Source organism: Nitrospirota bacterium, assembly GCA_035873375.1.
In the GTDB taxonomy this organism is placed as follows: Bacteria; Nitrospirota; Thermodesulfovibrionia; order Thermodesulfovibrionales; family JdFR-85; genus BMS3Bbin07.
In genome coordinates this window covers 71252-95625 of record JAYWMQ010000006.1, presented here as the reverse complement: position 1 = coordinate 95625, position 24374 = coordinate 71252, and the positions used below count along the sequence as shown (strand labels likewise).

Sequence of the window (24374 nt, the reverse complement as noted above, 5' to 3'; positions counted from 1 at the left end):
CAAAAGTCTTCTGTCTTGTCTTTCCCATGAATCCTAATCCTTTAATTCGTGCCCATTTGTGTTAATTCACAGCTAAATCAGTCTTTATTTCCATCCCCTTATCCATGCTGTAAACAGGATACACCCTGCAGCCCCTTATCCACGGCTGCGTTATTACATAATCGGTCTTATGCCAGAAAAATACCCAGGGGGAGTCTTTTATTATAATCTCTTCAGCCTTTTGATAAAAGTAATCCCTCTTCTTTTCATTAACTGAATACTGCCCCTTTTCAATCAGTGAGTCAACCTCTTTGTTGATATACCTTACCCTGTTACCTCCCGCCCCGATATTCCTGGAGTGAAACAGGGGAAAGAGAAAGTTTTCAGGGTCAGGATAGTCTGCCCACCAGCTCAGCCAGAACATATCAGGTTCCCCTTTATTCACCGCCTCTTTGTACGCGCTCCACTCCAACTGCTTTATATTAACATTGATCCCAACCCTGGCAAGATATGCCTGGATTATCTCTGCCAGGTCCACCACCTCCTTGTCCGCACTCACATACATATCCACCTTCATCCCCTTCAAACCCTTGTCCCGGATTATCTTCCCTGCCAGTTTGGGATCATACCGAACCGGAGTCTTTATATCCCATTTCCTGAGCAGGTCAGGGACAGGCCCCACAGCCAGCTTGCCCCGGCCTTCATAGAAGGTATTTAAAATCTTCTCCCTGTCTATTGCATATGAAACCGCCCTTCTGAGTTCAGGGTCATTAAATGGTGGCCTTGATGAGTTCAGTCCAAGGTAGTAGGTATTCAGTCCTTCACGGGATATGATATATCTGCTCCATTTTCTGTCATTCTTAAACCTCGAATATGCCGATGCAGGCAATGCAATGACATCTATATTGCCCAGTTCAAATTCAGTAACAGCAGTCAGGTCCTCGGCGATTATCCTGTAAGCAATCCCCCTGACCCTGCTGTTGCCGTCAAAGTAATCGGTCCTTCTTGCCAGCAGCAGCTCCCTGTCAGGCAGCCATTCCTTTAAGGTAAAGGGGCCGGTGCCTGAAGGATGGCTTGAAAAATCAACGCCCCACTTTTCCACCTCTTCCCGGGGAACAACATAGGCAGGGGTCATGGTAAGCATACTCAGAAACGGGGAGAAGGGTTTTTTTAGGATAATCTCAAATACGTAATCACTCTTTACCTTAAAACCCTTAACCTCCCCTGCCCTGCCCTCTAAAAATTCCCTTACCCCTTCAACCTTGTCAAATACCCATGTGTTTGGTGATTTTGTTGCAGGATTAAGCACACGTTCAAAGGAATACTTGAAATCCCGGGCCCTCACCTCACGACCGTTAGGGAATTGTACTCCCTTTTTCAGGAAAAAAGTATATCTCAGACCATTCTTTGAAATACTCCATTTCTGTGCAATGTCAGGGGCGATCTCGAGATTACCCTTTAACCTGACAAGCCCGTTAAAGAGTTTGGCAGCAATTGTGGCACTGGCAACATCTGAAATCAGTGCCGGATCAAGGGTGGAGGGGGAGGCTTTCAATCTGTAATAGACATATCCCTGAAGACGGTTTGAAGATGTACAGGAGAGGAGCAGCAACGTAAATGCGAGAGTAATCAGGACACTGATTGCCGGCCTGGAGTTATAATTCATCAAATGATGTTGCACAAATCATAGAGAGTCTCTACAGTCTTTTCGGCAATTGCCTCCATAACCGAATACTAACATATGACCAAAATACATTTCAACTGCCGGAAATCATTACAAATATCATGATATCCGTGTTGTCAATTAAGATTTTAATGGTGTATACTTTGAAAACATACAAAAACTGTACAATTACCGGTATCGGTTATATGTAACAATCATCAGAAAATCGAGGTTATCGAGATGGAATGTGTCTCCTCTTTTGCTTGAAAAGACAAAAGAATCAATGCAAAAAAACAGGAATTCAGGCAACGTAATTGAAATCCACCCAAAGAAGTAAGTTGTTACCAAATAATTATATTTAAAATTATAACGTCTGCTCTAACGGCAGGAGACTTCCTGCCTGTGCGTTGCACGCATACAGGTCACCCCATTAGCTCATGTCCGTGCCGGGCGTATACCAATCGTTGGAGCTGACAACACTTACGGTATTGCAGCTCAATTCCGCATTATACACAAAAGGGAATACATGTCAAAATATATAAAAAATCGCTTTGCTTTAGTAACTTTGCTAATAGTGATATTTATCGCTATTAGCTTTACCTCAAGAATAATATTACTGTTTGCCGATTTTGATCAGGTTGATTTTGGAATATTTGTACTAATAAAACTGTTTTTAGTGGGATTAATTTATGATTTTGTTGCGGCTATGTATTTTGTAGCACCTTTTGCGCTATATATTGCTTTGATGCCCAATAAGTTATTTAACAACAAATTTCATAAATACATAATCTGGCTGTTTTTGTTTATTCAGATTAATCTACTCGTTTTTAATGGTTTTTCAGAATGGTTCTTTTGGGATGAGTTTGGAAAAAGGTTTAATTTTATTGCTGTTGATTATCTTGTATATACGCATGAGGTCATAAATAATATCCTTGAATCATATCCAATCCCATTGCTTCTTACCATCGTTTTTATAATTAGTTCTATTACTTTTTATTTTATTTATAAAAAAACATCTATTCTTGATTTTGCATTTGATTCTACTCAAGGTTATCTGCAACGATTGAAAGTTGTAGCAGTTTTGATTGTTTTACCTGTCTTGTTTTTTAATATACTTGATAAGCAATCTTTAGCAAATATCTCTAATAATCAATATGACAATGAATTATCCAAAAATGGACTTTATTCTCTATTCTCTGCCTTTAGAAATAATACATTAGACTATGATGAGTTCTATAAGACTGAGAATATAAAAACTGTAATGTCTAATTTAAAGATCTTGTCTGGATTCGATGATAACTCCTCGCAGTTTATAAATAAAGATGGCAAAGAATTAAAATATAATATTATGTTGATTATGGTTGAGAGTCTTAGTGCAGAATATATGGGGATTTTTGGCGACAATAGGGACTTAACCCCGTATTTAGATAAACTGGCTAAGAAATCTCTATTTTTCGATAATTTTTATGCAACAGGAACAAGAACGGTTAGAGGGATGGAAGCTGTTACTTTATCTGTTCCTCCAACACCTGGAAGAAGTATTGTTAAAAGACCGGATAACTATAATATGTTTTCTTCGGGGTTTGTATTTAAAGAAAAAGGATATGAAAATAAATTTATTTATGCAGGATATGGTTATTTTGATAATATGAATGATTTTTTTTCACATAACGGCTTTTATATTGTTGATAGAACGAATATGACCAAAGATGAAATAACATTTTCTAATGCTTGGGGAGTATGTGATGAAGATTTGTTTAACAAGGCACTAAAAGAATCAGATAAATCATATAAAAAAGGGAAGCCATTCTTTAACTACATAATGACAACCTCCAATCATAGACCATATACCTACCCTGATGGAAAAATAGATATACCCTCACACACGGGAAGAGCGGGAGGAGTAAAATATACAGATTATGCTATTGATAAATTCTTAAAAAATGCAGCATCCAGGCCTTGGTTTAAAAATACTATTTTTGTTATTGTAGCTGACCATAACGGAGGAAGTGCCGGGAAAACATCATTACCTGCCTGGCGATATAAGATTCCTTTTTTAATTTATGCACCAGATATTATAGAACCAAATACTATAAGTAAACTATCTTCCCAAATTGATCTTATGCCTACTCTTTTTTCAATTATGAACTGGAGTTATGAAAGTAAATTTTATGGCAAGAATATACTTAATGAAAAGTTTTATGAAAGAGCATTTATTGGAACTTACCAGAAATTGGGGTTTTTAAGAAACAGGAGGCTTCTTGTATTGGAACCAGACAGGAGTGTTCACGAGTATAGTATAGTTAATCAGAGTCTTCGCGGCATCAAATATAAAGAAATTGCTCCTTTAGACAAGGATGCATCAGATGCAATAACATATTATCAAAGTGCAAGTTATTTATATAAACATCATCTTAATCGATGGAAACAGTGAAAATAGTATAGCAAATCGAGATTATCGAGGTGGAAAGGTTAAAGTTTATAGAGTCAATGCGGGTCCACTCTGAAATGCTCGAGTTCAGTGTTGGAGAAAAAGTATACTTTCATCCTCCTGGTCGTGGTGAGGTAGTCGGGATACTGGTCAAGTACAATAAAAAAACAGTATTTATTACCAAACAATTAAGATGGGCTGCCCTTTAATTGTGAAGAAATATCTTCACAATCCTTACTCCATGCCTTAACAATTCCGTATCTTCCCGGACACCCGTCAGTCAAGTTTATGTTATAATTTATCGAAGGTTAACCCCATCAGGAGGAGGTCAGAAATGCATACATGCAGGTTTTCCGTTATAGTTGAACGAGATAGTGATGGCTATTTTGCATTTTGTCCTGAACTTCAGGGTTGCTACACACAGGGTAATTCTTATGAAGAAGTTCTGGAAAACATCAAAGACGCTATTCGGCTCCACGTGGAAGACAGAATTGAGAACAATGAAGATATACCACAATCTGAATCTGTGAGTCTAACCCTGAGGGAAGTAGCAGTATGACAGAGAAGTTGCCAAGAGTAACTGTTCCTTATCATTATCATTCAGGTAAAATCATTCATCCCAAAACCTTTAAAAGTATCTTGCAAGATGCAGATATTACAATTGAAAAACTTAAAGAATTGATGTAACCCCGTATAACAACGCAACATCACTATATTTATGGAAGAGTCATCCTTTATTCAACTAAAAAGCCCTTACAATTCACATGTGGAGGAGGGAAAATGGGACGAATATATTTACGCCCTGTGTGACGACGGGCTTACCTGGTGGTTTAACATGGACACCCCTGCCATCATCTCCCATCTCATGCCCCTTCAGAAATTTACCACTGATATACAGCAATTTCCGCCCAGAATCCTCTTTCTTTCAGAGGCGGTAAAACAGTCAATCCCTCTGGATTCAATGGATAAGTTCTACCGGTTATTCATGAGTGCCGGTGATTATGAGGCAGCATGTGCCAGCCTTGGTGCCAGGGTCGCCTCCATCTGGGACAGTGGACATAACTACCACCGTTATGACTCATGGTACGGCAGGATTGAAGAACTTCTTGATATAAAGGAACATATCCCACCCCTTGCAATGGCATCACTTTACGGATTCAGGGCCATGGCAGAACTTACAGGTTACGGAAAGGTGCAACAGGCCCTGGATAGTTACAGGTTACTGCGTTTATGGGCGGAAAAGGCTGGCTCCATATCTCTCAGGCTCTTTTACTCTGCAGCAGCCAGTTACAGCCTCCTCTGGATGGGCAGACTTTCAGAGGCGGATATGCTCCTTTCAGATGCCGGAATACTGTGTGAACAACCTGATACATCCATGGTCTGCAGGATATATTTTCAAACCACCCTGGGATTATTCCATACAGTCAGTGGAAACCCTGACGCCGGGGGACGGGTGCTGATGGAGATCATAAACCTGCCATTCTTTGAAACGCTCCCGCCCCCTGTATATTTTCTTGCTTATGGACATCTACTGCATGTCCTTTCGCACAGTGGAAATTCAGAGGCAGTGGAACGGATTGCCGAAAAGGTGCGCGCCCGTGCCATACCTGAGCAGAACTACTTTCATTACTCCTATCTGCACTTTAATCTTGGCATAGCATACACTCGGGATAAACCTGCCTCACAGGGCTCTCCTTCACAGCAATGAGGCAATTGACAGGGGAAGATCGAGTGAAAGTCCCATTGCAGTACAGATGCCCTCCCTCCTTCACGGCCAGGCGCTTTCCGACCTCGGCAGGGATAGTGAGGCCCTAAAACACTTTCTTGTGTGGATACAGAGATGGAAAGAGGCAGGTTTTCTGCTCCTTGCATCGGCAGGTACGCTCGAGGTTGCAAATCTGTATGAAAGACGGCTATGCCTGATCAGGCAAGACAGTATTCAGACATGGCATCATCCCTCATGCCTGAAGGTGAGAAAATCCCTCAACTCCACAGGGCGGCTGATAAGGACCCACTATATGAAGAGGTGTATGTTTACCTCATGCGCTCCTATATGGAGACATACCCTTCAAAGGCCGTTCAGATATTCAACGGGGCAAAAGAGACCCTGAAACGGGAGCTTGGTATCGAGCCCTGCCCTGCGCTGCTGTCCGTTGCCCGCAAAGCCGGGATTTTAGGGTAAAAAAACCGTTTGTGCCAATTTATATTTTCTTTTTAGTCCACAACTCTTTCTCTTGACGATAGAAATATCTGCTTTGTTGAGATTCTGTAAAATCTGCTTGATTTGATATCCTTGACAGCCTTGACTCGCGAGGACAAACCAGCTTTAACGGACCTTCTGACAGACAGGTCACTTCATTAGATCATGTCCATACCGGGCGTAAACAAGAGGAATGATAGAGTATTGACTGTATTTCTTTTTGCCAACAGCCCGCTGAGATATGGCCTTCTTCTCTCTCTCCCTCCATTCTTTAAGATAAATCTGTAATTGTAAAGGTATATTTACCATATTTTTTTGTTCAGCCTTAAGTACAATATTACCATTACAGAAGATTTGACATGCGCTTGTCACAATACTTCAGCAACCTGAATCTAAGAATAAAGTATAACGGTACGGTATGATTATTAAAATAAGGAGGGGGGGAGAATGAAGGATAGGTATGCATCAGCAAAATCAAAAAAAATCGGGAAAAAATATGTCCACAAACATGAGGAATCAAATGTATTAATAAGCGATATCATTCACAGAAATGATCTTGGAAGCAATATCTATGAATGTTTCATTGCATTCGATGAAAATCTGCCTTTCTTTTTTGAGCACCCTGTCGACCATTTACCTGGACTGCTTCTTATTGAAGCAGCACGGCAGATGGGAATTGCGGTTGTCCATCAGTTCTATGGTATTGGGCAGGACACTTACTTCATCCTTGACAGATTTTTTTCAAGGTTCTACAACTTTGTAGAGTTCGAGTTGGAAACAATTTTGCGCATTACTGTAAATGAATTTAAAGAGAAGAGCAGAAAAGGAAATGGGGAATTTACAGGAGTAATTTGTGTTATCCAGAACAACAAGATACTTGCAGAGTTTGAAATAATAGGAAACTGTATAAGTAAAAAAATTGTAAATCGATTTCGTAAAAGGAATCTTTTGCAGGTTTCAACAATATGAACAGGGGGAATTTATGGAAATAAGAAGTTTACTTAAGATACTAACACTGCTCTTTTTTTTCATGAGTGCATCTGTTGGATGGGCAGAAGATTGGAGCCATTCAAATCTCTACAATATGTTTCTGTCTGTTGATTCAATGGACGGTGAGTCGGACGGATATGCTGAACTTCTTACATCTCAGCTATGCGCACGTTGTCATGAGGAAAAGATCACTGAAGTAATGAATACGGTTCATTATACCTTCAGGTCCGAAAATCAGTATATCGATTATCCCGGTGGAGGCATGCATGGTCACTATGACCGGAGCAGTGGTATGACGGGAGGAAATACCCTTGTTAACTATAGTTTCAATGACAGCAGGGGATGTGGAAAATGTCATGTGGGGAGATATCTGCCTGGAACAATGAATGATATTGACCAATCAACAGGTATGCCGATAGAAAATATTGAAAAGTCACGAGACGGAGTTGATTGTCTCATTTGTCATGCGTCACAATACAACGGCCGGGACCGATTGGTAGATGAAACGTTAGATAATGGATGGGTTATAAAAACCTGGTACCAGGACAGGACATGGGATGCTGTCAAGAGCATCGGCAAAACAAAAACGGAACTTTGTCTCAGATGTCATTATGAGGCAGCATCTTCGGATGAACGGGGTACACCATTCGAAGCCTGGAATGATGTCCATATTGCTTCTCCTGCGTTCAATGGCAATGCATGCACTCGTTGCCATGAGGTGAAACAGCATAAAATTCCGAGAGGGAATTTTGTTTCTGAACTATTTGCTTCTGATTACCGTGTCGGTTCGTCGGAAAATGCCATGAAATGCGAAAAATGCCATTCCGAGACACCTCACCTCAAAAAAAATCGTAAAATACTCAATAGACACTTAACCTTTATTGCTTGCCAGACCTGTCATATTCCCTGGACGTCAGGGGCGACATTTTACTCGTGGACTTCTGATGGAATAAGCATCAGGTATGCACGAGAGAACGCGTATAGTGCATATGATACCCGTGACTATATTACAGAGGGAAAAAATGAGTACGATATATATGAAGAATATAAGCTGAGACCAAAGTACCTTTGGTTCAACGGAACCGCAAGTTTTCTGGCTCAACCTATTGGCAGCAGATATGATTCCGGAAGCAAAATATGGCCTTTCAAGCCTCTTACTTCAGGCCTGCCTGTAGATGCATCAGGTCTTGTAATGGCAGATGTTCTGGATGACTCGACCATTCAGAGGGCTTTAGTCGGACTCGGCATGATGCGTCCCGGGGATCATCCTTATGCAACAGCGTCTGATGGAACTGGAACTCTGGGAAACAGAACACTGGATTCCAGCCTCTCTACAAAAATGCAGGAAAAGATGGCTTCAATGCCGCTCATTTTCAATCTTGACAGGGAGGTTCTTGCTCTAACCTCTAACTTAGGTGATGCCGTTAACAGCGCAATGACAAAGACATTTTTTAACTTGAATGCCATTGGAAGGTTTTTAGGAGCTGATTCAGATAGTCCTCTCGTAGGAATATTTAACGGGCTGTATCCTGGTGATTACTATTCCATGTCATTGATGCCAACAGGTGAATACATGCAGGATGCACACGGCCCGAATTATCCTGCAGGTGCATATCTTACGATTACTCATGGAGTCAGGAATGCAAAAGAAGCACTTCGTTGCAGTGATTGCCATTCATCAGGGAGTGTCCTCAGTAGAAACAGGTTCAGGATATTTGATGGAAATAATCCGGATGGCACCCCCAGTTTCAGGGAAGCAACAAACTGGGAAGTGTTAGAATACAAAAGTCCCCTGGAAAAACGGATGCATCGAAAGATCAGGTATAAGAAGGAGGGTAAATAGCATGAAAGTATTTATAACCGGAGGAACAGGGTTCCTTGGAAGACATCTTGCAAAAAGGCTGCTTGAAGACGGATGCCATGTATCTATATTAGTGAGGAATCCGCAGAAAGTACCGGAATTCCTATCCGGCGTGGAAGTAGTGCATGGTGACCTGATGAACAACTCCTCTTACACCGGAACCGTTCAGAATGCTGATGTCATATACCATTGTGCTGCGCTTACGGGCTTTTGGGGCCTGAAATGGAATGATTACTATAATGCAAATGTTCTTGGAACAACAAAACTGCTGGAACAATGTGAGCGCTGGGAATGTCCCAATATTGTTCATGTGAGTACAACACTACTCTATGGGCCTTCGAAAAAAGCTGTACTGAAAGATGAACAGTCCCAATTGCCTGAGGATATATTTGATTATGAACGTTCCAAGATTCAGTCCGAAGAAATTGCCATCGAGTTTGCGCGGAATGGCCTTCCCTTAAAAATAGCACGTCCCACATCTTTATATGGAGCGACCGGTCGATTGATTCCGGCTCTGGTTGAGGGGATATTGAACAAAAGTTTCAGGATCATAGGAAGTGGTAAAAATAAAAAGCATATAACTCATGTCTCGGATTGTGTAAACGGGCTGATAATGTGTGCTGAAAAAGGAAAAAATGGAGAAACTTACAATATTGGTGCATCTTATATTCCAACAATGATGGAAATTGTAAAGACTATATCCGAGGAGTTGTCAGTTGGAATCCCCCCGAAAGTCCCCAGGGTTACGGCCAGGGGGTTAGCCCTATTAATGGAGCACGTATCACGATATAAAAAGACAACTCCAAAGTTGACGAGATACGTGGTTGACTACATGTCTCTCAATCATGCCTGCAGCGTCGATTTAGCCAAGCACGAGTTAGGGTTTGTTTCAGCAGTGAATTTTCAGGAAGGGGTAACTTCTGCAGTGCAGGAATATATGAGAATAAAATGAATGCAATACTTGTTGGACACTCGACTGTTCTGTTTGATGCAGGATCATTTCATATCCTTACAGACCCAAATTTTGATAGCTCCATGGGGTTCATTATGCGCCGGATGGTAAAGCCAGCGCTAAATATTGATGGATTGCCGAACAAGACCATAATAGTCATTACACATTCACATATTGACCATCTGTCCTTGTCGTCGATTCGTCAAATAAAAGACGTTCAAGCTATATTGTGCCCGAAAAAGACGGGCAGATATTTTAAGGATATTCACGAAGACAAGGTGTTCGAATTGAATCATGGAGAGTCAAGAAATATAGCTGCTGCCAGGATTACAGCTTTGCCGGCAGTGCATGCATCCGCTCGTTACATGTGGGGAAGAAAGACTCAGACAAACAGTTATATAATCAGAATAAACGGCAAAACAATTTTCTTTGTGGGTGACAGCGGCTACTCACAGGTTTTCAAAAATATAGGCCGGAAATATTCCATTGATGTGGCGTTTCTTCCTATCGGACTTGCTACTCCTTCTTTTTTGTTTGGTAAGGAGCACCTCAGTCCCGCAGATTCGGTAAAGGTTTTTGTGGATTTGAAAGCAGGACTCATGGTCCCTGTACATTATGGAACATTCAGAACCATTCTTGAAAAACATTCCTGGCCGCTCAAAGAGTTTTGCAGATTAATAAGATTATATGATTTGGAGAAAAAAGTACTTATCCCTCAATTCGGAGAGATATTTGAATTTTAGAGAATTACTGATGATACTTAAAATCCATTTATTTTGGAGTCGATGATGAAGATTGCAGCCTTTTTTGATGTAGACGGGACCTTGTTAAATCTAAATACAATGAGTTCCTTTTATTGGTATTATTGCCGGCATTGCAGGACTAATAGTGCGTTTCCATTTAAGAGGCTCTTCCTTTTTGCTAATGCGTACCTTCATTACTTAAGGTTAATGGCAAAGGCTGTGAAGAAAGATGAGAGGATGAGCGTAAACAAAACATATTATGCCAGGCTCAATGGAGTGAATGAAAGAGAATATAAACTTCTCGTTGATAAATGGTTTTCAGGCATTGATCAGAGAGTATCTTTTAATGAGGGAGTTATGAAATGTCTGTACAAGCATTTAGAATCGGAACATATTGTTGTTCTGGTGTCAGGCTCTCATATGCCGTTAATTCTGCCTTATGCAAAAAAGTTATCAATCAAACATGTAATCGGCACCCGGGTTGAAGTTGTTGGGGGATGCTATACTGGCAGGATTCTAAACTCCCTGCCGGTTGTAGGTATGGGAAAAGCAGTGGCAATGAAAGAATTTTCCAAAAAAAACAAGATAGACCTTTCATATAGCTATGCCTATTCTGATCACATATCAGATAGCAAGATGCTTGAGACGGTAGGGAATCCGTATGCAGTGATTGGAGATAAAAGATTAATGACATATGCAAGGTTGAAAGAATGGAATATTATCAGACTTTCTAAGTAATTCAAATTAAGAAAAGAGAGGCGGATAGCCACTCATTTGCTGCTTTGTAATTCCTTACACACAATGGCCGAAAGGCCCTTAATTGAGAACGGTTTCTGAATAAAAGGAATGCCCGGATCGAGAATGCCTTGGTGGACGATGACATTGTCGGTGTAACCTGACATGAAGAGCACCCTGAGCTCCGGAAGGGTCTTGCGGAGCCGTTTGAGCAACACTACACCACTCATCCCGGGCATGACTACGTCCGTTATGAGCAGATCAGGTCTAATCCCCTTTTCTTCGATAGCCAGAAGGGCTTCTCCGCCATTTGCGGCCAGGGTAACCTGATAACCCAGGTTTTCAAGCTGTATCTCTATAAGTTCCCGGATTGCTGACTCATCTTCCACAACGAGTATATGCCCGCAGCCACTCTGTACTTCCACCTCCTCATGTTCAACCTTGGCAGTAGGAGCATCCTCTGTGCAAGGCAGATATATCTTGAAAGTCGTGCCCTTATCCGGTTCGCTGTAGACCCAGATGTGGCCGCCGGACTGTTTGACGATTCCGTAGACAGTCGACAGACCCAGGCCCGTTCCTCTACCCAGTTCCTTGGTGGTGAAAAAAGGCTCAAATATCTTCCCCCGGGTCTCCTTATCCATGCCGACCCCCGTATCTGTAATGGCGAGCATTACATACTTTCCCGGCACAACACTTATGTGACCCTTACTGTACTCCTTGTCAAGCTCAACATTAGAGGTCTCAATAATCAGTTTGCCGCCACGGGGCATGGCATCCCTGGCATTAACGGCAAGGTTCATAATGACCTGTTCAATCTGGCCGGGGTCTGCCTTTACACGGCCAAGGTTGTCAGCAAACGTTGTTATGAACTCGATGTTCTCGCCAATCAGTCTCCTGAGCAGTTTCTGCTGATCGTCAAGAAGCCTGTTAAGTTCGATAACCTCGGGTTGAAGAGTCTGCCTGCGGCTGAAGGCCAGAAGTTGATGCGTCAGACTAGCACCCTGGTGGCATGCATTTAGAATCTTATTGATATCCTGTCGCAACGGGTCATCCCGGTGGAGTCTTCGTAGAATGACCTCGCCATAGCCAAGAATCACCGTCAGGAGGTTATTGAAGTCATGGGCCACGCCTCCTGAAAGAAGACCAATGGCCTCCAGCTTTTGCGCCTGACGGTATTGATCCTCCAGTCGTAAGTGTTCTGTGACATCCTCAATAGAGAGCAGGATCAGCCTGGTCTTGTTCGCTTCGTGGTATATACGCCGGGCGTTTAACAGCATAATGCGTTTTCCGATATGTTCGAACTCGTGTTCCACCTTAAAATCGCTGAAACTGGTGTTCTGTGGCAAAATATCTTCCAGCAGCTCCCTCAGTCCGGGAATATCCCATTGCCGGTTACCCAGATCATAAATGTGTCTGCCGGCTGTTTCCTTCTCTTCCACCTGGAATGATTGGCAGAAGCGATGATTGGCGGAAATTACCTTCAATTGTGCATCAAGGACAATTAGTGGTTCACGGATGGTGGCAACGATGCTTTCAGCAAATTCCTTGGCCTCCTGCAAGGCATACTGCGCCTTGCGTTCCTCGGTCTGGTCACTGAAAACCAGTACCACACCGACGATTTCATCTTTACAGTCTCTGATGGGTGAACCGCTGTCAGCAATGGGGATTTCTGTTCCGTCTTTTGAAATTAGCAGGGTAGGGTTTGCCAATCCTACAGCCCGGCCTTCGCGCAAGACCTTCTTGACCGGGTCCTCCACCTCTTTACGGGTTTCCTCATTTATGATCCGGAAAACGCTCTCCAGCGGTCTTCCCACAGCATCCTTTTCCAGCCAACCGGTCAGTCTTTCGGAGACCGGATTCAAATACTGCACAATGCCGGCTTTATCGGTTGCCATAACAGCATCCCCGATGCTTTTACAGACAGCGTGGAACCATTTCTCGTCTATGCAAGAGACATTGCTTGACTTATCATTTTGGCTTTCCAAGTTCCCCTCCTCACAAGGTGGGCAATAAACAGACAGGTTCATAAGTGTAACGTGGTCATTATGCCTGCAGCCCCCCCTGAGGCAAAAAATTAATATGCGAAATTGGGTTTATAAAGATAGTATCACAGTTCAGAAACAAAAGCAATATAATGTTTATTACAAGAAATTTGTAGAAACGTTTGATTTGCCGGAAGGATTATTACTGAACGGGGCAGTACCCGTCAATATTCCCCAAGATGGCCTCTTTGCCGAAAGGCGGACAGGTCTGAATGGTGAATCTCGGTATAGGCGAAGACGGCTACCCCTTTGCTCCCTCTGTGGTGAAAAACCATAGAGGGAGCAAAGGCGGGGCGCTTTATGGTCTCAGTACTACCTGTACAGGTGTGGTACTGTTTGTTGTCGTTCCATCTCCCAACTGCCCGGAGGCGTTACTTCCCCATGCCCACACCGTGCCATCGCTTTTAAGAGCCATTGTATGACCACTTCCGGCCGCTACTGCGACAATGTCCGTAAGGCCGCTCACCTGTATAGGGATACGGCTGTCTATCGTCGTTCCATCTCCCAGCTGGCCGTCAGAGTTTCCACCCCATGCCCACACCGCACCATCGCTTTTAAGAACCACTGTGTGACCGCTTCCGGCCGCTACTGCGACAATGTCCGTAAGGCCGCTCACCTGTATAGGGATATGGCTGTCTATCGTCGTTCCGTCTCCCAACTGTCCGTATTCGTTCCATCCCCACGTCCACACCGTACCGTCGCTTTTAAGTGCTACGGTATGGTAGAGTCCCCCGGCAACGGCGTTTACGTCTGTAAGACCGGATACCTTTACAGGCGTGTAGCTGTCCGTCGTTGTTCCGTCTCCCAGCTGGCCAGAGAAATTCTTTCCCCACGCCCACAGCGTGTCAACGGCTTTGATAGCAAGAGAGTGGTTGCCTCCCCCAGCGATGGCGCTTATATCCGTAAGTCCATTTAACTGTACGGGTATAAAGTAACCATCTCTCGCCCACGTCCATACTGTGCCGTCGCTTTTAAGCGCTATGCTACCAGTATTTCGCGCAGCAATTGCGGTAACATCCGACAATCCGACCTGTACAGGTACAGGGCTGTTATCTCTTGTCCCATCACCCAACTGACCGTTAAAGTTTTGTCCCCACGTCCAGACCGTACCGTCGGTTCTGAGAGCAATGGAATGAAAAGTTCCGGCAGCAATAGCAACGACTTCCGTAAAGGGATAGGGGCATACAATCTCTATGTCCGTTACGTCCGTTGCATTGACCCTTCCAGTATTGGCACTTGTGATTTCGCATGTCTGACCATCAGGTTGGGTTAAAATCCCTATATCATAAACATCCAGGTCCTCAAGTTCTGTTGCAAAGGTAAAAGAGCCATTCTCCGTGATTACCAGATCATCTCCTCCATTGTTTTGAATGACCAACGTTCCAGCAAGACCGCTTACCGTACCACCTATGCTGAATGTGCCTGGTACTTTGCTCCTTACAGGTACGGGTGTGGGACTGCAATCAAAATCCCCATAACCGCAAACTTCAGTTGTTGCCGCCCCCACCTGGCCGTATTTGTTATCTCCCCATGCCCATGCTGTGCCATCCTCTTTTACCGCAATACTATGGTAATATCCAGCTGTAATGGCAGTTATGTCAGGAAAATCGCTTACCTGCACCGGCGTGGTGGAACAAAGATTAGAATAAGTAGTCCCGGTTCGACCAGCAGTCAGGGATATTTCACAAACTTCCGTTGTTATTACACCCAGCTGGCCGTGTTCATTGCTTCCCCATGCCCATACGGTACCGTCAGCTTTAAGCGCCATGGTATGCCCCGAATTTGTTTTGCCTCCGGCGGTGATGGCGATTACATCCGTAAGTCCGCTTGCTTGTACCGGTGTGATGGAGTTCCATGTCGCCGTACCGTCTCCCAGCTGACCGTGTTCATTGCTCCCCCATCCCCATACAGCTCCATCGGCTTTAAGCGCTACGGTATGATAAGCTCCGGCTGCAATAGCGGTTATATCCGTAAGGGAGGCCACTGGTGTAGGTGTGTTTCCGTCTTCTGTTCTCCCCAACTGACCTGCATAGTTATTTCCCCAGGTCCAGACCGTACCGTCATCTTCGAGTGCTATGGAATAGTAACTTCCGGCTGCAATAGCGGTTATATTCGTAAGTTCACTTACCTGCACCGGCGTGGTGGAACAAGACAGGGCTGGAGAGCCAAACTCGCATTTTTCGGTTGTTTCCACTCCCAGCAGGCCTCCTCCATTCCAGCCCCATACCCACACCGTGCCATCGGCTTTGAGTGCTATGCTATGATTCCATCCGGCAGCAACGGCGGTCACGTCCGCAAGCCCGATCACCTGCACCGGCGTAGTCCTGTCTGTCGTCGTTCCATCGCCCAACTGACCTGCATTGTTACTTCCCCATGCCCACACCGTGCCGTCATCTTTAATCGCCATTGCATGGTAACCCCCGCCTGCAACGGCGGTTACATCCGTGAGTCCGCTTATCTGTATCGGCGCCGGACTGTCTATCGTTGTCCCGTCTCCCAGCTGGCCGGATTCGTTCCTTCCCCATGTCCAGACCGTACCGTCTGATTTAAGCTCAACGGAGTAAAAGTTTCCACCCGCTACGGCAATGACCTTTGTCTCATCCGCACTGTCATGATCGTACTTATGCTTCATCCCCATTGAACCTATCTCTTCAGTACAGCCGGTAATCCACAATCCGGCAAAAAGAAGAATAAGCACCCCTATGAAAGTCCTGAACCTCGCTCCTTTCAGCATATCTTCTCCTCCTTATTAAAAAATATATGGTAACTGCAAGACACAAATTGAGTTTAAATTTTAAATATGGAAGCATCAATTCAGATATTCTTCTATAGTGAGGACTATAAAAATAGGGAAACGATTTCCCTTAGGTATAAGCATAACACTTCTTTCGGATAAATGCTACTAATAGTTACGAAAAGGGAGTTTTTAAGACATGAAAAGAGATAAACTCAGGGAGGGATGAATGAAGGATGGGTATGCATCAGCAAAACGGCTGCTCTTTGCACCCACTGTGAAAAAGAAAACCACAGAGGGTGCAAAGAGCGATAAGCGTTACGGCGTTACCAGGACCGGTACGGGCGTAGTGGAGCACGGATAGTAAAACACACCCATATCTATGTCGGGGCAGCTTGTAGTCACTGCCAACCCCAACTGACTCCAGGAATTATTTCCCCAGGCCCATACCGTACCGTCGGTTTTAAGCGCAATTGCATGACCATTTCCGGCCGTGATGTCGATTACATCCGTGAGTTCGTTTACCTGCACAGGCGTGGAGCTATCTGTTGTCGTCCCATCTCCCAGCGTGCCAGACCCATTATCTCCCCAAGCCCAGACTGTGCCGTCGCTCTTAAGTACAATTGTATTATCACTAAAACCGCGGCCAGCAGCGATATCAGTTACGTCCGTGAGGTCGTTTGCCTGCACAGGCGTTGTTGAGCAAGGCTTGTTATTACAGGTTTCAGTTGTCGTTATATCCAGACGTCCTATTGCTCCCCACGTCCACACTGTACCTTCGCTCTTCAGAGCGAGAGCAGAATAGGGCTTTGCCGCAATGACGGTTACGTTTGAGAGGTCGCTTACCTGAACAGGCGTTAAGCGATCTATTGTCGTTCCGTCTCCCAGCTGGCCCAGACCATTATACCCCCAGGCCCAGACCGTGCCGTCGCTTTTAAGCGCAACGTTATGATAAACTCCAGCCGCAATGGCGATTACGTCTGTAAGTCCGCTTACCTGCACAGGCGTGGTGCGATCTATTGTCGTTCCGTCTCCCAGCTGGCCATAGTAGTTCCATCCCCAGGCCCAGACCGTACCGTCGGTTTTAAGAATAATTGTATGAGCAGCTCCGCTGGCAATGGCGGTTATGTCGACCTGAATGGGCACCCTGCTGCTCGTCGTTGTACCGTCACCCAGCTGTCCATCACTGTTATTTCCCCAGGCCCAGACCGTACCGTCGGTTTTAAGCGCGACAGCATTGGAATCCCCGGCACCGATAGCAGCGACATCCGTGAGAAAACTGGAGCAGGGAGCGGTTTCTCCGGCATCACAAACCTGCACAGGTGTGGCACTACTTGTCTCTGTTCCGTCTCCCAGAGCGCCTCCAGCTCCCCAAGCCCATACCGTACCATCAGCCTTAAGCGCAATGGTAAAACGACTTCCTGACGCAACAGCAGTTACATCCGCAAAAAAGTCGAAGCATGTAACCGAGATGTCGGTTACATCCTCGCCGTTTATTGTTCCGCTGTCGTTATCGACCCTGCAAAACCGGCTATCCGGCTGGGTTGAAATCGCAACGTTATAGGCGGCCAAGTCAGAGACCGGTGTGGAGAAGCTAAAAACACCGTCTGCCGTTATTGTCAGGTCGTTCACGCCGTTGTTTTGAAGAACAATAGTTTCTCCATCAACAAGACCGTTTACCGTACCGCCCAAACTGTAGTTGTCCACAATGTAGGGAGCTGTTTCACCCAACACTTGTACCGGCGTAAGGCTGTTTGTCCTTGTGCCATCGCCCAACTGGCCGTATTGATTATCTCCCCATGCCCAGACCGTGCCGTCAGATTTAAGCGATAGACTGTACCCTTGAGAGAACGCTGTGTTCTCTATAGCTAAAGAGCCTCCGGCCGCAATACCGATTACGTCCATGAGGGAGTCTACCGGTGCAGGCGTGTAATAATCCCAGTAATAAGTTGCAGTTCTTCCCAACTGGCCATATTTGTTATCTCCCCACGTCCAGGTTGTACCATCGGATTTAAGTGCGATGCTGTGCCCCCATCCGGCGGCTATTGCGTCAACGTCAGTAAGGCCGCTTACCTGAATCGGCGTGATTTTATATGTACTCGTTCCGTCTCCCAGCTGACCATGGATGTTCCCTCCCCAGGCCCATACCGTGCCGTCGATTTTAAGCGCGAGGGTATGATCGTTTCCGGCCGCAATTGCATTAATATCCGTTAGGCCGCTTACCTCCACCGGCGTGGTGCTCTCATCTGTCGTCCCATCTCCCAGCGTACCGGGCCAGTTCCTTCCCCAAGCCCTTACCGTACCGTCGGCTTTAAGCGCAATGGTATAATTTTTTCCTGCAGCAATTGCGACAACAGTTGTAAGACCGCTTACCTGAACCGGCGTGGTACTTCTTGTCGTCGTTCCATTTCCCAGCTGGCCGTACTGGTTACTTCCCCATGCCCACACCGTGCCGTCCGACTTAAGAGCAACTGTATGCGCCATACCCACTATATTGTCACCTCCAGCGGTGATGTCGATTACATCCGTTAGGAAGTTGGTGCACGGAGCGGTCTCACCGGTATCGCATACCTGCACAGGAGTATAACTGCGTGTTCTTGTTCCATTACCCAGTTGTCCATATTTGTTATCACCCCAGGTCCATACTGTACCGTCGCTTTTAAGCGCGACTGTATGACCATCTCCGGCCGCAATGGCGATAACGTCTGTAAGTCCGATTACCTGAAACGGCATTAGGTTGTTATTTCCCCATGTCCATACTGTGCCGTCGTTTTTAAGCACTACTGCATGGTTGTTCCCAGCTGCAATGGCAACGGAAAAGATAGAACACCTAATGGTTATATCGGTTATGTCCTCACCGTTTATTGTTCCGCTGCCGTTATTGATGCGGCAATATTGGTTGCTCGGCTGAGTTTCAACCGTAACATCGTAGGTGGCCAAGTCGGAAACCGGTGTGGAGAAGGCAAAAACACCGTTTGCCGTAATTTCAAGTTTATCCCTGCCGTTGTTTAGAAGAACGACCGTTTCACCATCGCCAAGTTCGTTTACTATGCCGCCTACGTTGTAAGAAGCGCCGGGAGAGTGGTGTCTATGATGCTCTCTTTGCTTCATACCTCCGGAACTCGCATCTGCAACATCACCGGTAATCCACAATCCGGCAAAAAGGACAATAAGCACCCCCATGAAAGTCTTGAAACACATTTTTTTCAGCATACCTTCTCCTCCTCATTTAAAAAGATTGTAACCGTAAGACACAAATTGAGTTTAAATATGGAAGTACAGATATTTATCCCCCCTGCTTTGAGAAGAAAAGAGATGATGTAAGACTCCCCTTAGCTATAAGTTTAACTCTCTTCTCGGATAAATACAAGTAATAGTTACAAAAAGGAAGTTTTTAAGACATGAGAAAAGCCAACTGAAGCATTTCATCTTATACTTAGGCTGTTGACATAAAGCTCAGGCAGGCTTCCCTGTTCTCCAGACTCTCCAGCACAAGGTCTGCACCTGCTTCCATAAGTGCCTCTTTGTTGTATGATCCCGTACTGACGGCAATACACGAAGCCCCGTGGACTCTTGCACATCTTACATCCCTGGGGGTATCACCTATAACAATACACCTTTCTGGAGGAACGTTTATACCAAGCGCGGAGAATCTTGCAACCGCAATCGGCAACAACATATCCCTGTCTTCATGGTCACTGCCGAATGCACCGGCAGTAAAATATTGATTGAGACCAAAGGAGTCAAGCTTTATCCTTGCACCCGTCTCTATGTTTCCGGTTAACAGTCCCATGGGTATTCCGTCTGCCTTGAGGGTTTCAAGAAGATCAACAACCCCGGCCATTACACTTCGCCACGGGTTCTCTATCTCTTCAGTTAATAAATCTATATACATTCCGACTACCCCCTCTATTTCACCAACACTGTCAGGTATCCCGTGGACCCTCAGGCACTCCCTGATTATCTGGATATCGGTTTTGCCGGCCATCCTGATCCCCTTAAATGCATCCCTGATGCCAAAGAGATTGAGAAAGACCTTGTCCAGAGCCCTCGTACCAGCCCGTCCCGAATCAATCAGGGTGCCGTCAATATCAAAAAGAAGAAGTTTATTCCTCATCGCCTTTCCCACAATCTCGGGTCAAGGGCGTCTCTCAGTCCCTCGCCAAGGAGGTTATAGGAAAGCACTGTAATCAGTATAGCCACTCCGGGGAAGACGGAAAGCCACCATGCAATCTCGATATTGGCCTTGCCCGCAGTAAGAATGTTTCCCCAGCTCGGCATAGGCGGCTGAACTCCAAGTCCGAGAAAACTGAGTGACGACTCAAGGAGCACTGCTGATGCAATACCAAGCACGGCCGATATTATTACGGGGGCAAGGCTGTTCGGCAGCATATGACGGAGTATTATTCTCATGTCAGACGCACCTATCGCCCTTGCAGCGAGTATGTACTCCCTTGACTTGAGGGTAAGAAACTCCGCTCTGACAAGCCTGGCCACCCCCATCCATGAGGTTACCCCTATGATGATCATGATATTCCATATGCTGGGCCCCACAAAGGCTATAACTGCAAGGATAAAGAAGAATGACGGTATTGACAGCATCACATCCACAAATCTCATGATTAACCTGTCCGCTATGCCCCCGTAGTAGCCGGCAACTGCACCCATTACCATTCCAATAAACGTTGCAATGCCAACAGCCACAAAGCCGACAGACAATGAAACCCTTGCCCCATAAAGCATCCTGCTCAGCACATCCCTTCCAATATCGTCAGTGCCAAGTGGATGAAGCCTGCCCGGTGGTTCAAGGACGTGGTATCTGTCAATATAATCCGGTTCATAGGGGGAAATTACAGGTGCAAGTAGCGCTGTAAGAAATAGGAGGGCCACAAGCACACTCCCTGCCACAGCCAGTTTATTATGACCGAATCTCTCATAGAAGATAGCGCTCAATTCCTATTTTCTCCTTATCCTCGGGTCTACTACTGCGTAACAGAGGTCGGCAAGCATGTTGCCGATCAGTGTGAGTATGGCGCCAATGGTGAGAAGTCCCATTATCAGCGGATAATCCCTCTGCATTACCGACATCCAGAATAGCTGGCCCATACCGGGGATACTGAATATCTGCTCGAATATCACGCTCCCTCCTATCAATCCCGGAACAGATAAACCGAGCAGGGTTATGATGGGAAGAAGTGCGTTTCTTAAGGCATGTTTGTAAATAACCTTGCTTTCAGGCAACCCCTTTGCCCTTGCCGTAATAATGTAGTCCTGCCTGATAACCTCAAGCATACTGCTGCGCATGTATCTGGATATGCCGGCAATACCGCCAAAGGCAGATACAAAGACCGGCAGGGCAAGGTGTTTTGCAAGATCAAGGACCTTGCCTCCGGCAGACAGGGTTTCGTAGTTCATGGACTTAAGGCCGGATATGGGCAGCCATTGCAGATATACCCCAAAGAGCATCATCAGCAGTATGCCAAGCCAGAAAGCCGGCATTGCAAATCCAAGAAAAACCCCCACCGTGGTTATCTTGTCATACAGGGAGTACTGGCGCGTTGCCGAAGAGATACCAACGGGTATGGCTATCACAAATATCAGCAGCATGCTGAGAAGGTTTATTGATACGGTAACAGGGACCCGCTCCTTTATCTTTTCCCATACCGGACGTCTGTCAGTGGAGAAGGAGTCTCCAAAGTCCAGCTTTACAATCCTCTTTGCCCATAAAAGGTACTGTACGATTATCGGCTTGTCAAGGCCATAGTACTTCTCAAGCCGCTCCCTTGCCTCAGGCGTTATCTTTGGATTCAGATCGGTCAACACATCTGTAGGCTTACCCGGTGCAAGGTGGATTATAAAGAATGACAGGAGGGTAATCCCTATCAGCGTGATAAATATCTCTGTTATACGTTTACCGAGGTAGAAAAGCATAACCTGATTCGGAATCTCTACTCCTGTATCACCTTGTAGGAATATGTAATCTTTGCCACACCTTCAAGTGTTGCCTTTACCGAACAGTACCTCTCCATGGATAAATTTATGGCCTTTTTAACTGCATCCTCAGAGATATTTTTACCCCGTACAGTGTAATGCAGATTTATATCCGTAAACTTTTTGGGATGTGCCTCCGCCCTTTTGCTCTGGACCTCTATCTCAAATCCTGTAACTTCCTGCCTCTTTTTCCTGAGAACAGAGATAACATCCATGCCCGTGCAACCACCAAGTCCCATGAGGACAAACTCTGTTGGTCTCGGCGCGGAATCCTCACCGCCAAACAGGGGATCTCCATCCATAACAACAGAGTGCCCGGTAGCGCCCTCTGCAACAAACCTGAGTCCATCAACATATTTTATTGTTGCCTCCATCTCCACCTCCTCAAGAATCTAATGCGGAGTGATGGAGTGGTGGAGTGATGAAAAAATCCAACCCTCCAATACTCCAGCTCTTCAATCCTCCAACACTCCATATCTTCAATGCATGAATTATATCACAACCATGCCTATGAGCAGAAAGTCTTTATGGCATCCCTAACCTTTTCAAGACTCACCCGAGTATTATAACAGGGACCAAAAGGTCTCTCGTTTGAGATTGCAAGCACAGGCATTGGATAGGTATCAACAATGCCGCTCGAAAGGTCCCTCTCACAGGCAACAGCAACTATTGCCTCCGGCTTTGCGTCCATGACGATCCTCCTCGCAAGTGTGCCCCCAGTGGCTACAAAGAGGGTCAGTCCGTAATCTTCAGCCAGGTCTATAAGGTCTTTAATCTCGCACTTTCCGCATCTCTTGCAATTATGTATGTTATGGGTCAGCCTGATCTCGCATTTATCTACCTGGATGCAATGCGGAAGGAGCAAAAGTATCTTCTTTGTCTTGTGACGTTCCCTGATTACAAGGCTGTTGTTCATATTGATAATCAGCCGCTGCAGGGCTTCCTTTTTGTCCTTCCTGAACGCAGACAGGAGCATAAAAATGGGATAAAGCACCTTGAGCACAAAACCCCTAATTATCCTGTAGCCCGCCAAACCTGTCTCCCTTTCTGATGTCTCTCCCGATGCCCTGCAAAAAGGCCTTGATATCCATCGGTTTTCTGCCTTCCATCTGAACCTCGAGTATCTTTACGAGGCCCTCAGGGGTACCAATAACCAATTCCCCCTTGCCCTTATGCACTACCTCTCCGGGCTGTCCGTGTCCCTCTATTGCCTCCACCCTAAGCAGTTTAAGCATCTTTTTTCTGTAATACGTATATGCACACGGCCATGGATAGAGCCCCCTTACCCTGTTATAAATCATCCTGGCCGACAGGGACCAGTCAATCAGTCCGTCATTTTTCTTCAGAATCGGTGCATAACTCGGCTCGCCTTGCTGTGGACGGGGTTTTAGCTTGCCGGCCCGCAATCCACTCAGTGTTTCAACAAGGAGTTCTGCTCCCACTACAGAGAGTTTTTCCGAGAGTGTCCGGGCATTGTCCTCATCCCTTATGTCCACTTCTCTCTGGAGGAGAATATCCCCGGTGTCAAGCCCTTCATCCATCAGCATTGTGGTAATGCCGGTCTTTTTGTCTCCGCTGATAATAGCCCACTGGATCGGCGCTGCCCCCCTGTATCCGGGCAATAACGAGGCATGGACATTGATGCAGCCCCTCAGGGGAATCTGAAGCACACTCTCTGGAAGTATCCTGCCAAAAGCCACAACTACTATAAACTCGGGGTTCAGAGCAGTTAACCTGTTTATGAAATCCTCAGATCTTATACTGCCGGGCTGAGCAACTGTAAGCCCTTCCCTCTCAGCCACGCTCTTTACCGGAGGAGGGATAATCCTGTGCCCTCTCCCGCCAACCCTGTCAGGCTGTGTCACAACGAGCACAATATCTTCCCCTGAAGATATCAGCTTTTCCAGAGCAGGAACTGCAAATAATGGAGTGCCAAAGAAGATTATCGCCATATCGGGTTCAATTTAGTTAACTTACTTTTTAGTCCGCAGATTACACGGATTTCACAGATATTAAAACTCAGAAATAGCCTCTGAGGTTTGTCATTAGAATC

Annotated in this window: 22 protein-coding genes; 12 read left to right on the top strand and 10 right to left on the bottom strand. The window is 45.4% G+C overall.

Annotated elements, in window-relative coordinates; translation table 11 throughout:
* Window positions 1-61: 61 nt before the first annotated feature.
* Window positions 62-1645 carry an ABC transporter substrate-binding protein gene (locus VST71_01705; GenBank protein ID MEC4684434.1) on the bottom strand — a complete coding sequence of 528 codons (1584 nt, stop codon included), beginning with the start codon at window positions 1643-1645 and terminating at the stop codon, window positions 62-64.
* Window positions 1646-2168: 523 nt separating this feature from the next.
* Here VST71_01705 and VST71_01700 point away from each other — a divergent pair.
* From VST71_01700 to VST71_01650, 11 genes are all read left to right on the top strand, one after another.
* Window positions 2169-4076, top strand: coding sequence for an LTA synthase family protein (locus tag VST71_01700; GenBank protein MEC4684433.1), 1908 nt, complete (start codon window positions 2169-2171; stop codon window positions 4074-4076).
* Between the two features lie 29 nt (window positions 4077-4105).
* Window positions 4106-4282, top strand: coding sequence for a hypothetical protein (locus VST71_01695; GenBank protein MEC4684432.1), 177 nt, complete (start codon window positions 4106-4108; stop codon window positions 4280-4282).
* A 125-nt stretch (window positions 4283-4407) separates the two neighbouring features.
* Complete coding sequence (locus tag VST71_01690) at window positions 4408-4632, top strand: type II toxin-antitoxin system HicB family antitoxin (protein ID MEC4684431.1); 225 nt, start codon at window positions 4408-4410, stop codon at window positions 4630-4632.
* Window positions 4629-4760 (top strand): hypothetical protein, encoded by a 132-nt coding sequence (locus tag VST71_01685; protein ID MEC4684430.1) that lies wholly within the window; start codon window positions 4629-4631, stop codon window positions 4758-4760. The genes VST71_01690 and VST71_01685 overlap by 4 nt, the downstream gene beginning before the upstream one ends.
* 31 nt (window positions 4761-4791) lie before the next feature.
* On the top strand, window positions 4792-5781 hold the full coding sequence (locus VST71_01680; protein ID MEC4684429.1) for a hypothetical protein: 990 nt from the start codon (window positions 4792-4794) through the stop codon (window positions 5779-5781).
* A gap of 207 nt (window positions 5782-5988) precedes the next feature.
* Window positions 5989-6255: a BTAD domain-containing putative transcriptional regulator gene (locus VST71_01675; protein ID MEC4684428.1), complete on the top strand. Its 267-nt coding sequence runs from the start codon at window positions 5989-5991 to the stop codon at window positions 6253-6255.
* A 465-nt stretch (window positions 6256-6720) separates the two neighbouring features.
* Window positions 6721-7242: an AfsA-related hotdog domain-containing protein gene (locus VST71_01670; protein ID MEC4684427.1), complete on the top strand. Its 522-nt coding sequence runs from the start codon at window positions 6721-6723 to the stop codon at window positions 7240-7242.
* 13 nt (window positions 7243-7255) lie between these two features.
* Complete coding sequence (locus tag VST71_01665; GenBank protein MEC4684426.1) at window positions 7256-9106, top strand: hypothetical protein; 1851 nt, start codon at window positions 7256-7258, stop codon at window positions 9104-9106.
* Window position 9107: 1 nt separating this feature from the next.
* On the top strand, window positions 9108-10076 hold the full coding sequence (locus VST71_01660) for an NAD-dependent epimerase/dehydratase family protein (GenBank protein MEC4684425.1): 969 nt from the start codon (window positions 9108-9110) through the stop codon (window positions 10074-10076).
* Complete coding sequence (locus VST71_01655; GenBank protein MEC4684424.1) at window positions 10073-10819, top strand: MBL fold metallo-hydrolase; 747 nt, start codon at window positions 10073-10075, stop codon at window positions 10817-10819. The genes VST71_01660 and VST71_01655 overlap by 4 nt, the downstream gene beginning before the upstream one ends.
* A gap of 42 nt (window positions 10820-10861) precedes the next feature.
* Window positions 10862-11557, top strand: coding sequence for an HAD-IB family hydrolase (locus tag VST71_01650; GenBank protein ID MEC4684423.1), 696 nt, complete (start codon window positions 10862-10864; stop codon window positions 11555-11557).
* A gap of 32 nt (window positions 11558-11589) precedes the next feature.
* Here VST71_01650 and VST71_01645 read toward each other — a convergent pair whose 3' ends face one another.
* Together VST71_01645 and VST71_01640 are read right to left on the bottom strand one after the other, a co-directional pair.
* Complete coding sequence (locus VST71_01645; GenBank protein MEC4684422.1) at window positions 11590-13581, bottom strand: PAS domain S-box protein; 1992 nt, start codon at window positions 13579-13581, stop codon at window positions 11590-11592.
* Window positions 13582-13894: 313 nt separating this feature from the next.
* Window positions 13895-16330, bottom strand: coding sequence for an RCC1 repeat-containing protein (locus VST71_01640; GenBank protein ID MEC4684421.1), 2436 nt, complete (start codon window positions 16328-16330; stop codon window positions 13895-13897).
* 229 nt (window positions 16331-16559) lie between these two features.
* On the opposite strand from VST71_01640, the gene VST71_01635 reads away from it, so the two are divergent.
* Complete coding sequence (locus VST71_01635; protein ID MEC4684420.1) at window positions 16560-16694, top strand: hypothetical protein; 135 nt, start codon at window positions 16560-16562, stop codon at window positions 16692-16694.
* Here VST71_01635 and VST71_01630 read toward each other — a convergent pair.
* The 7 genes from VST71_01630 to fmt all read right to left on the bottom strand — a co-directional run bounded on the left by VST71_01630 (window position 16649) and on the right by fmt (window position 24273).
* A complete protein-coding gene (locus tag VST71_01630) occupies window positions 16649-19543 on the bottom strand; it encodes an RCC1 repeat-containing protein (GenBank protein ID MEC4684419.1) in 2895 nt (964 codons plus the stop codon). The two genes, VST71_01635 and VST71_01630, sit on opposite strands and share 46 nt — an antisense overlap.
* 223 nt (window positions 19544-19766) lie before the next feature.
* Complete coding sequence (locus VST71_01625; protein ID MEC4684418.1) at window positions 19767-20447, bottom strand: HAD family hydrolase; 681 nt, start codon at window positions 20445-20447, stop codon at window positions 19767-19769.
* On the bottom strand, window positions 20444-21283 hold the full coding sequence (locus VST71_01620) for an ABC transporter permease (GenBank protein MEC4684417.1): 840 nt from the start codon (window positions 21281-21283) through the stop codon (window positions 20444-20446). Before VST71_01620 ends, VST71_01625 begins: the two co-directional genes overlap by 4 nt.
* Window positions 21284-21286: 3 nt before the next feature.
* Window positions 21287-22261, bottom strand: coding sequence for an ABC transporter permease (locus VST71_01615; GenBank protein ID MEC4684416.1), 975 nt, complete (start codon window positions 22259-22261; stop codon window positions 21287-21289).
* A gap of 17 nt (window positions 22262-22278) precedes the next feature.
* Window positions 22279-22695, bottom strand: coding sequence for an OsmC family protein (locus tag VST71_01610; GenBank protein ID MEC4684415.1), 417 nt, complete (start codon window positions 22693-22695; stop codon window positions 22279-22281).
* 134 nt (window positions 22696-22829) lie between these two features.
* The gene (locus VST71_01605; protein ID MEC4684414.1) at window positions 22830-23354 is read right to left on the bottom strand and encodes a DUF116 domain-containing protein; all 525 of its coding nucleotides are present in this window, start codon (window positions 23352-23354) and stop codon (window positions 22830-22832) included.
* Entirely contained in the window at window positions 23332-24273 is a 942-nt protein-coding gene (fmt, locus tag VST71_01600; protein MEC4684413.1) for a methionyl-tRNA formyltransferase, read from the bottom strand. The genes VST71_01605 and fmt overlap by 23 nt, the downstream gene beginning before the upstream one ends.
* Window positions 24274-24374: the final 101 nt, after the last annotated feature.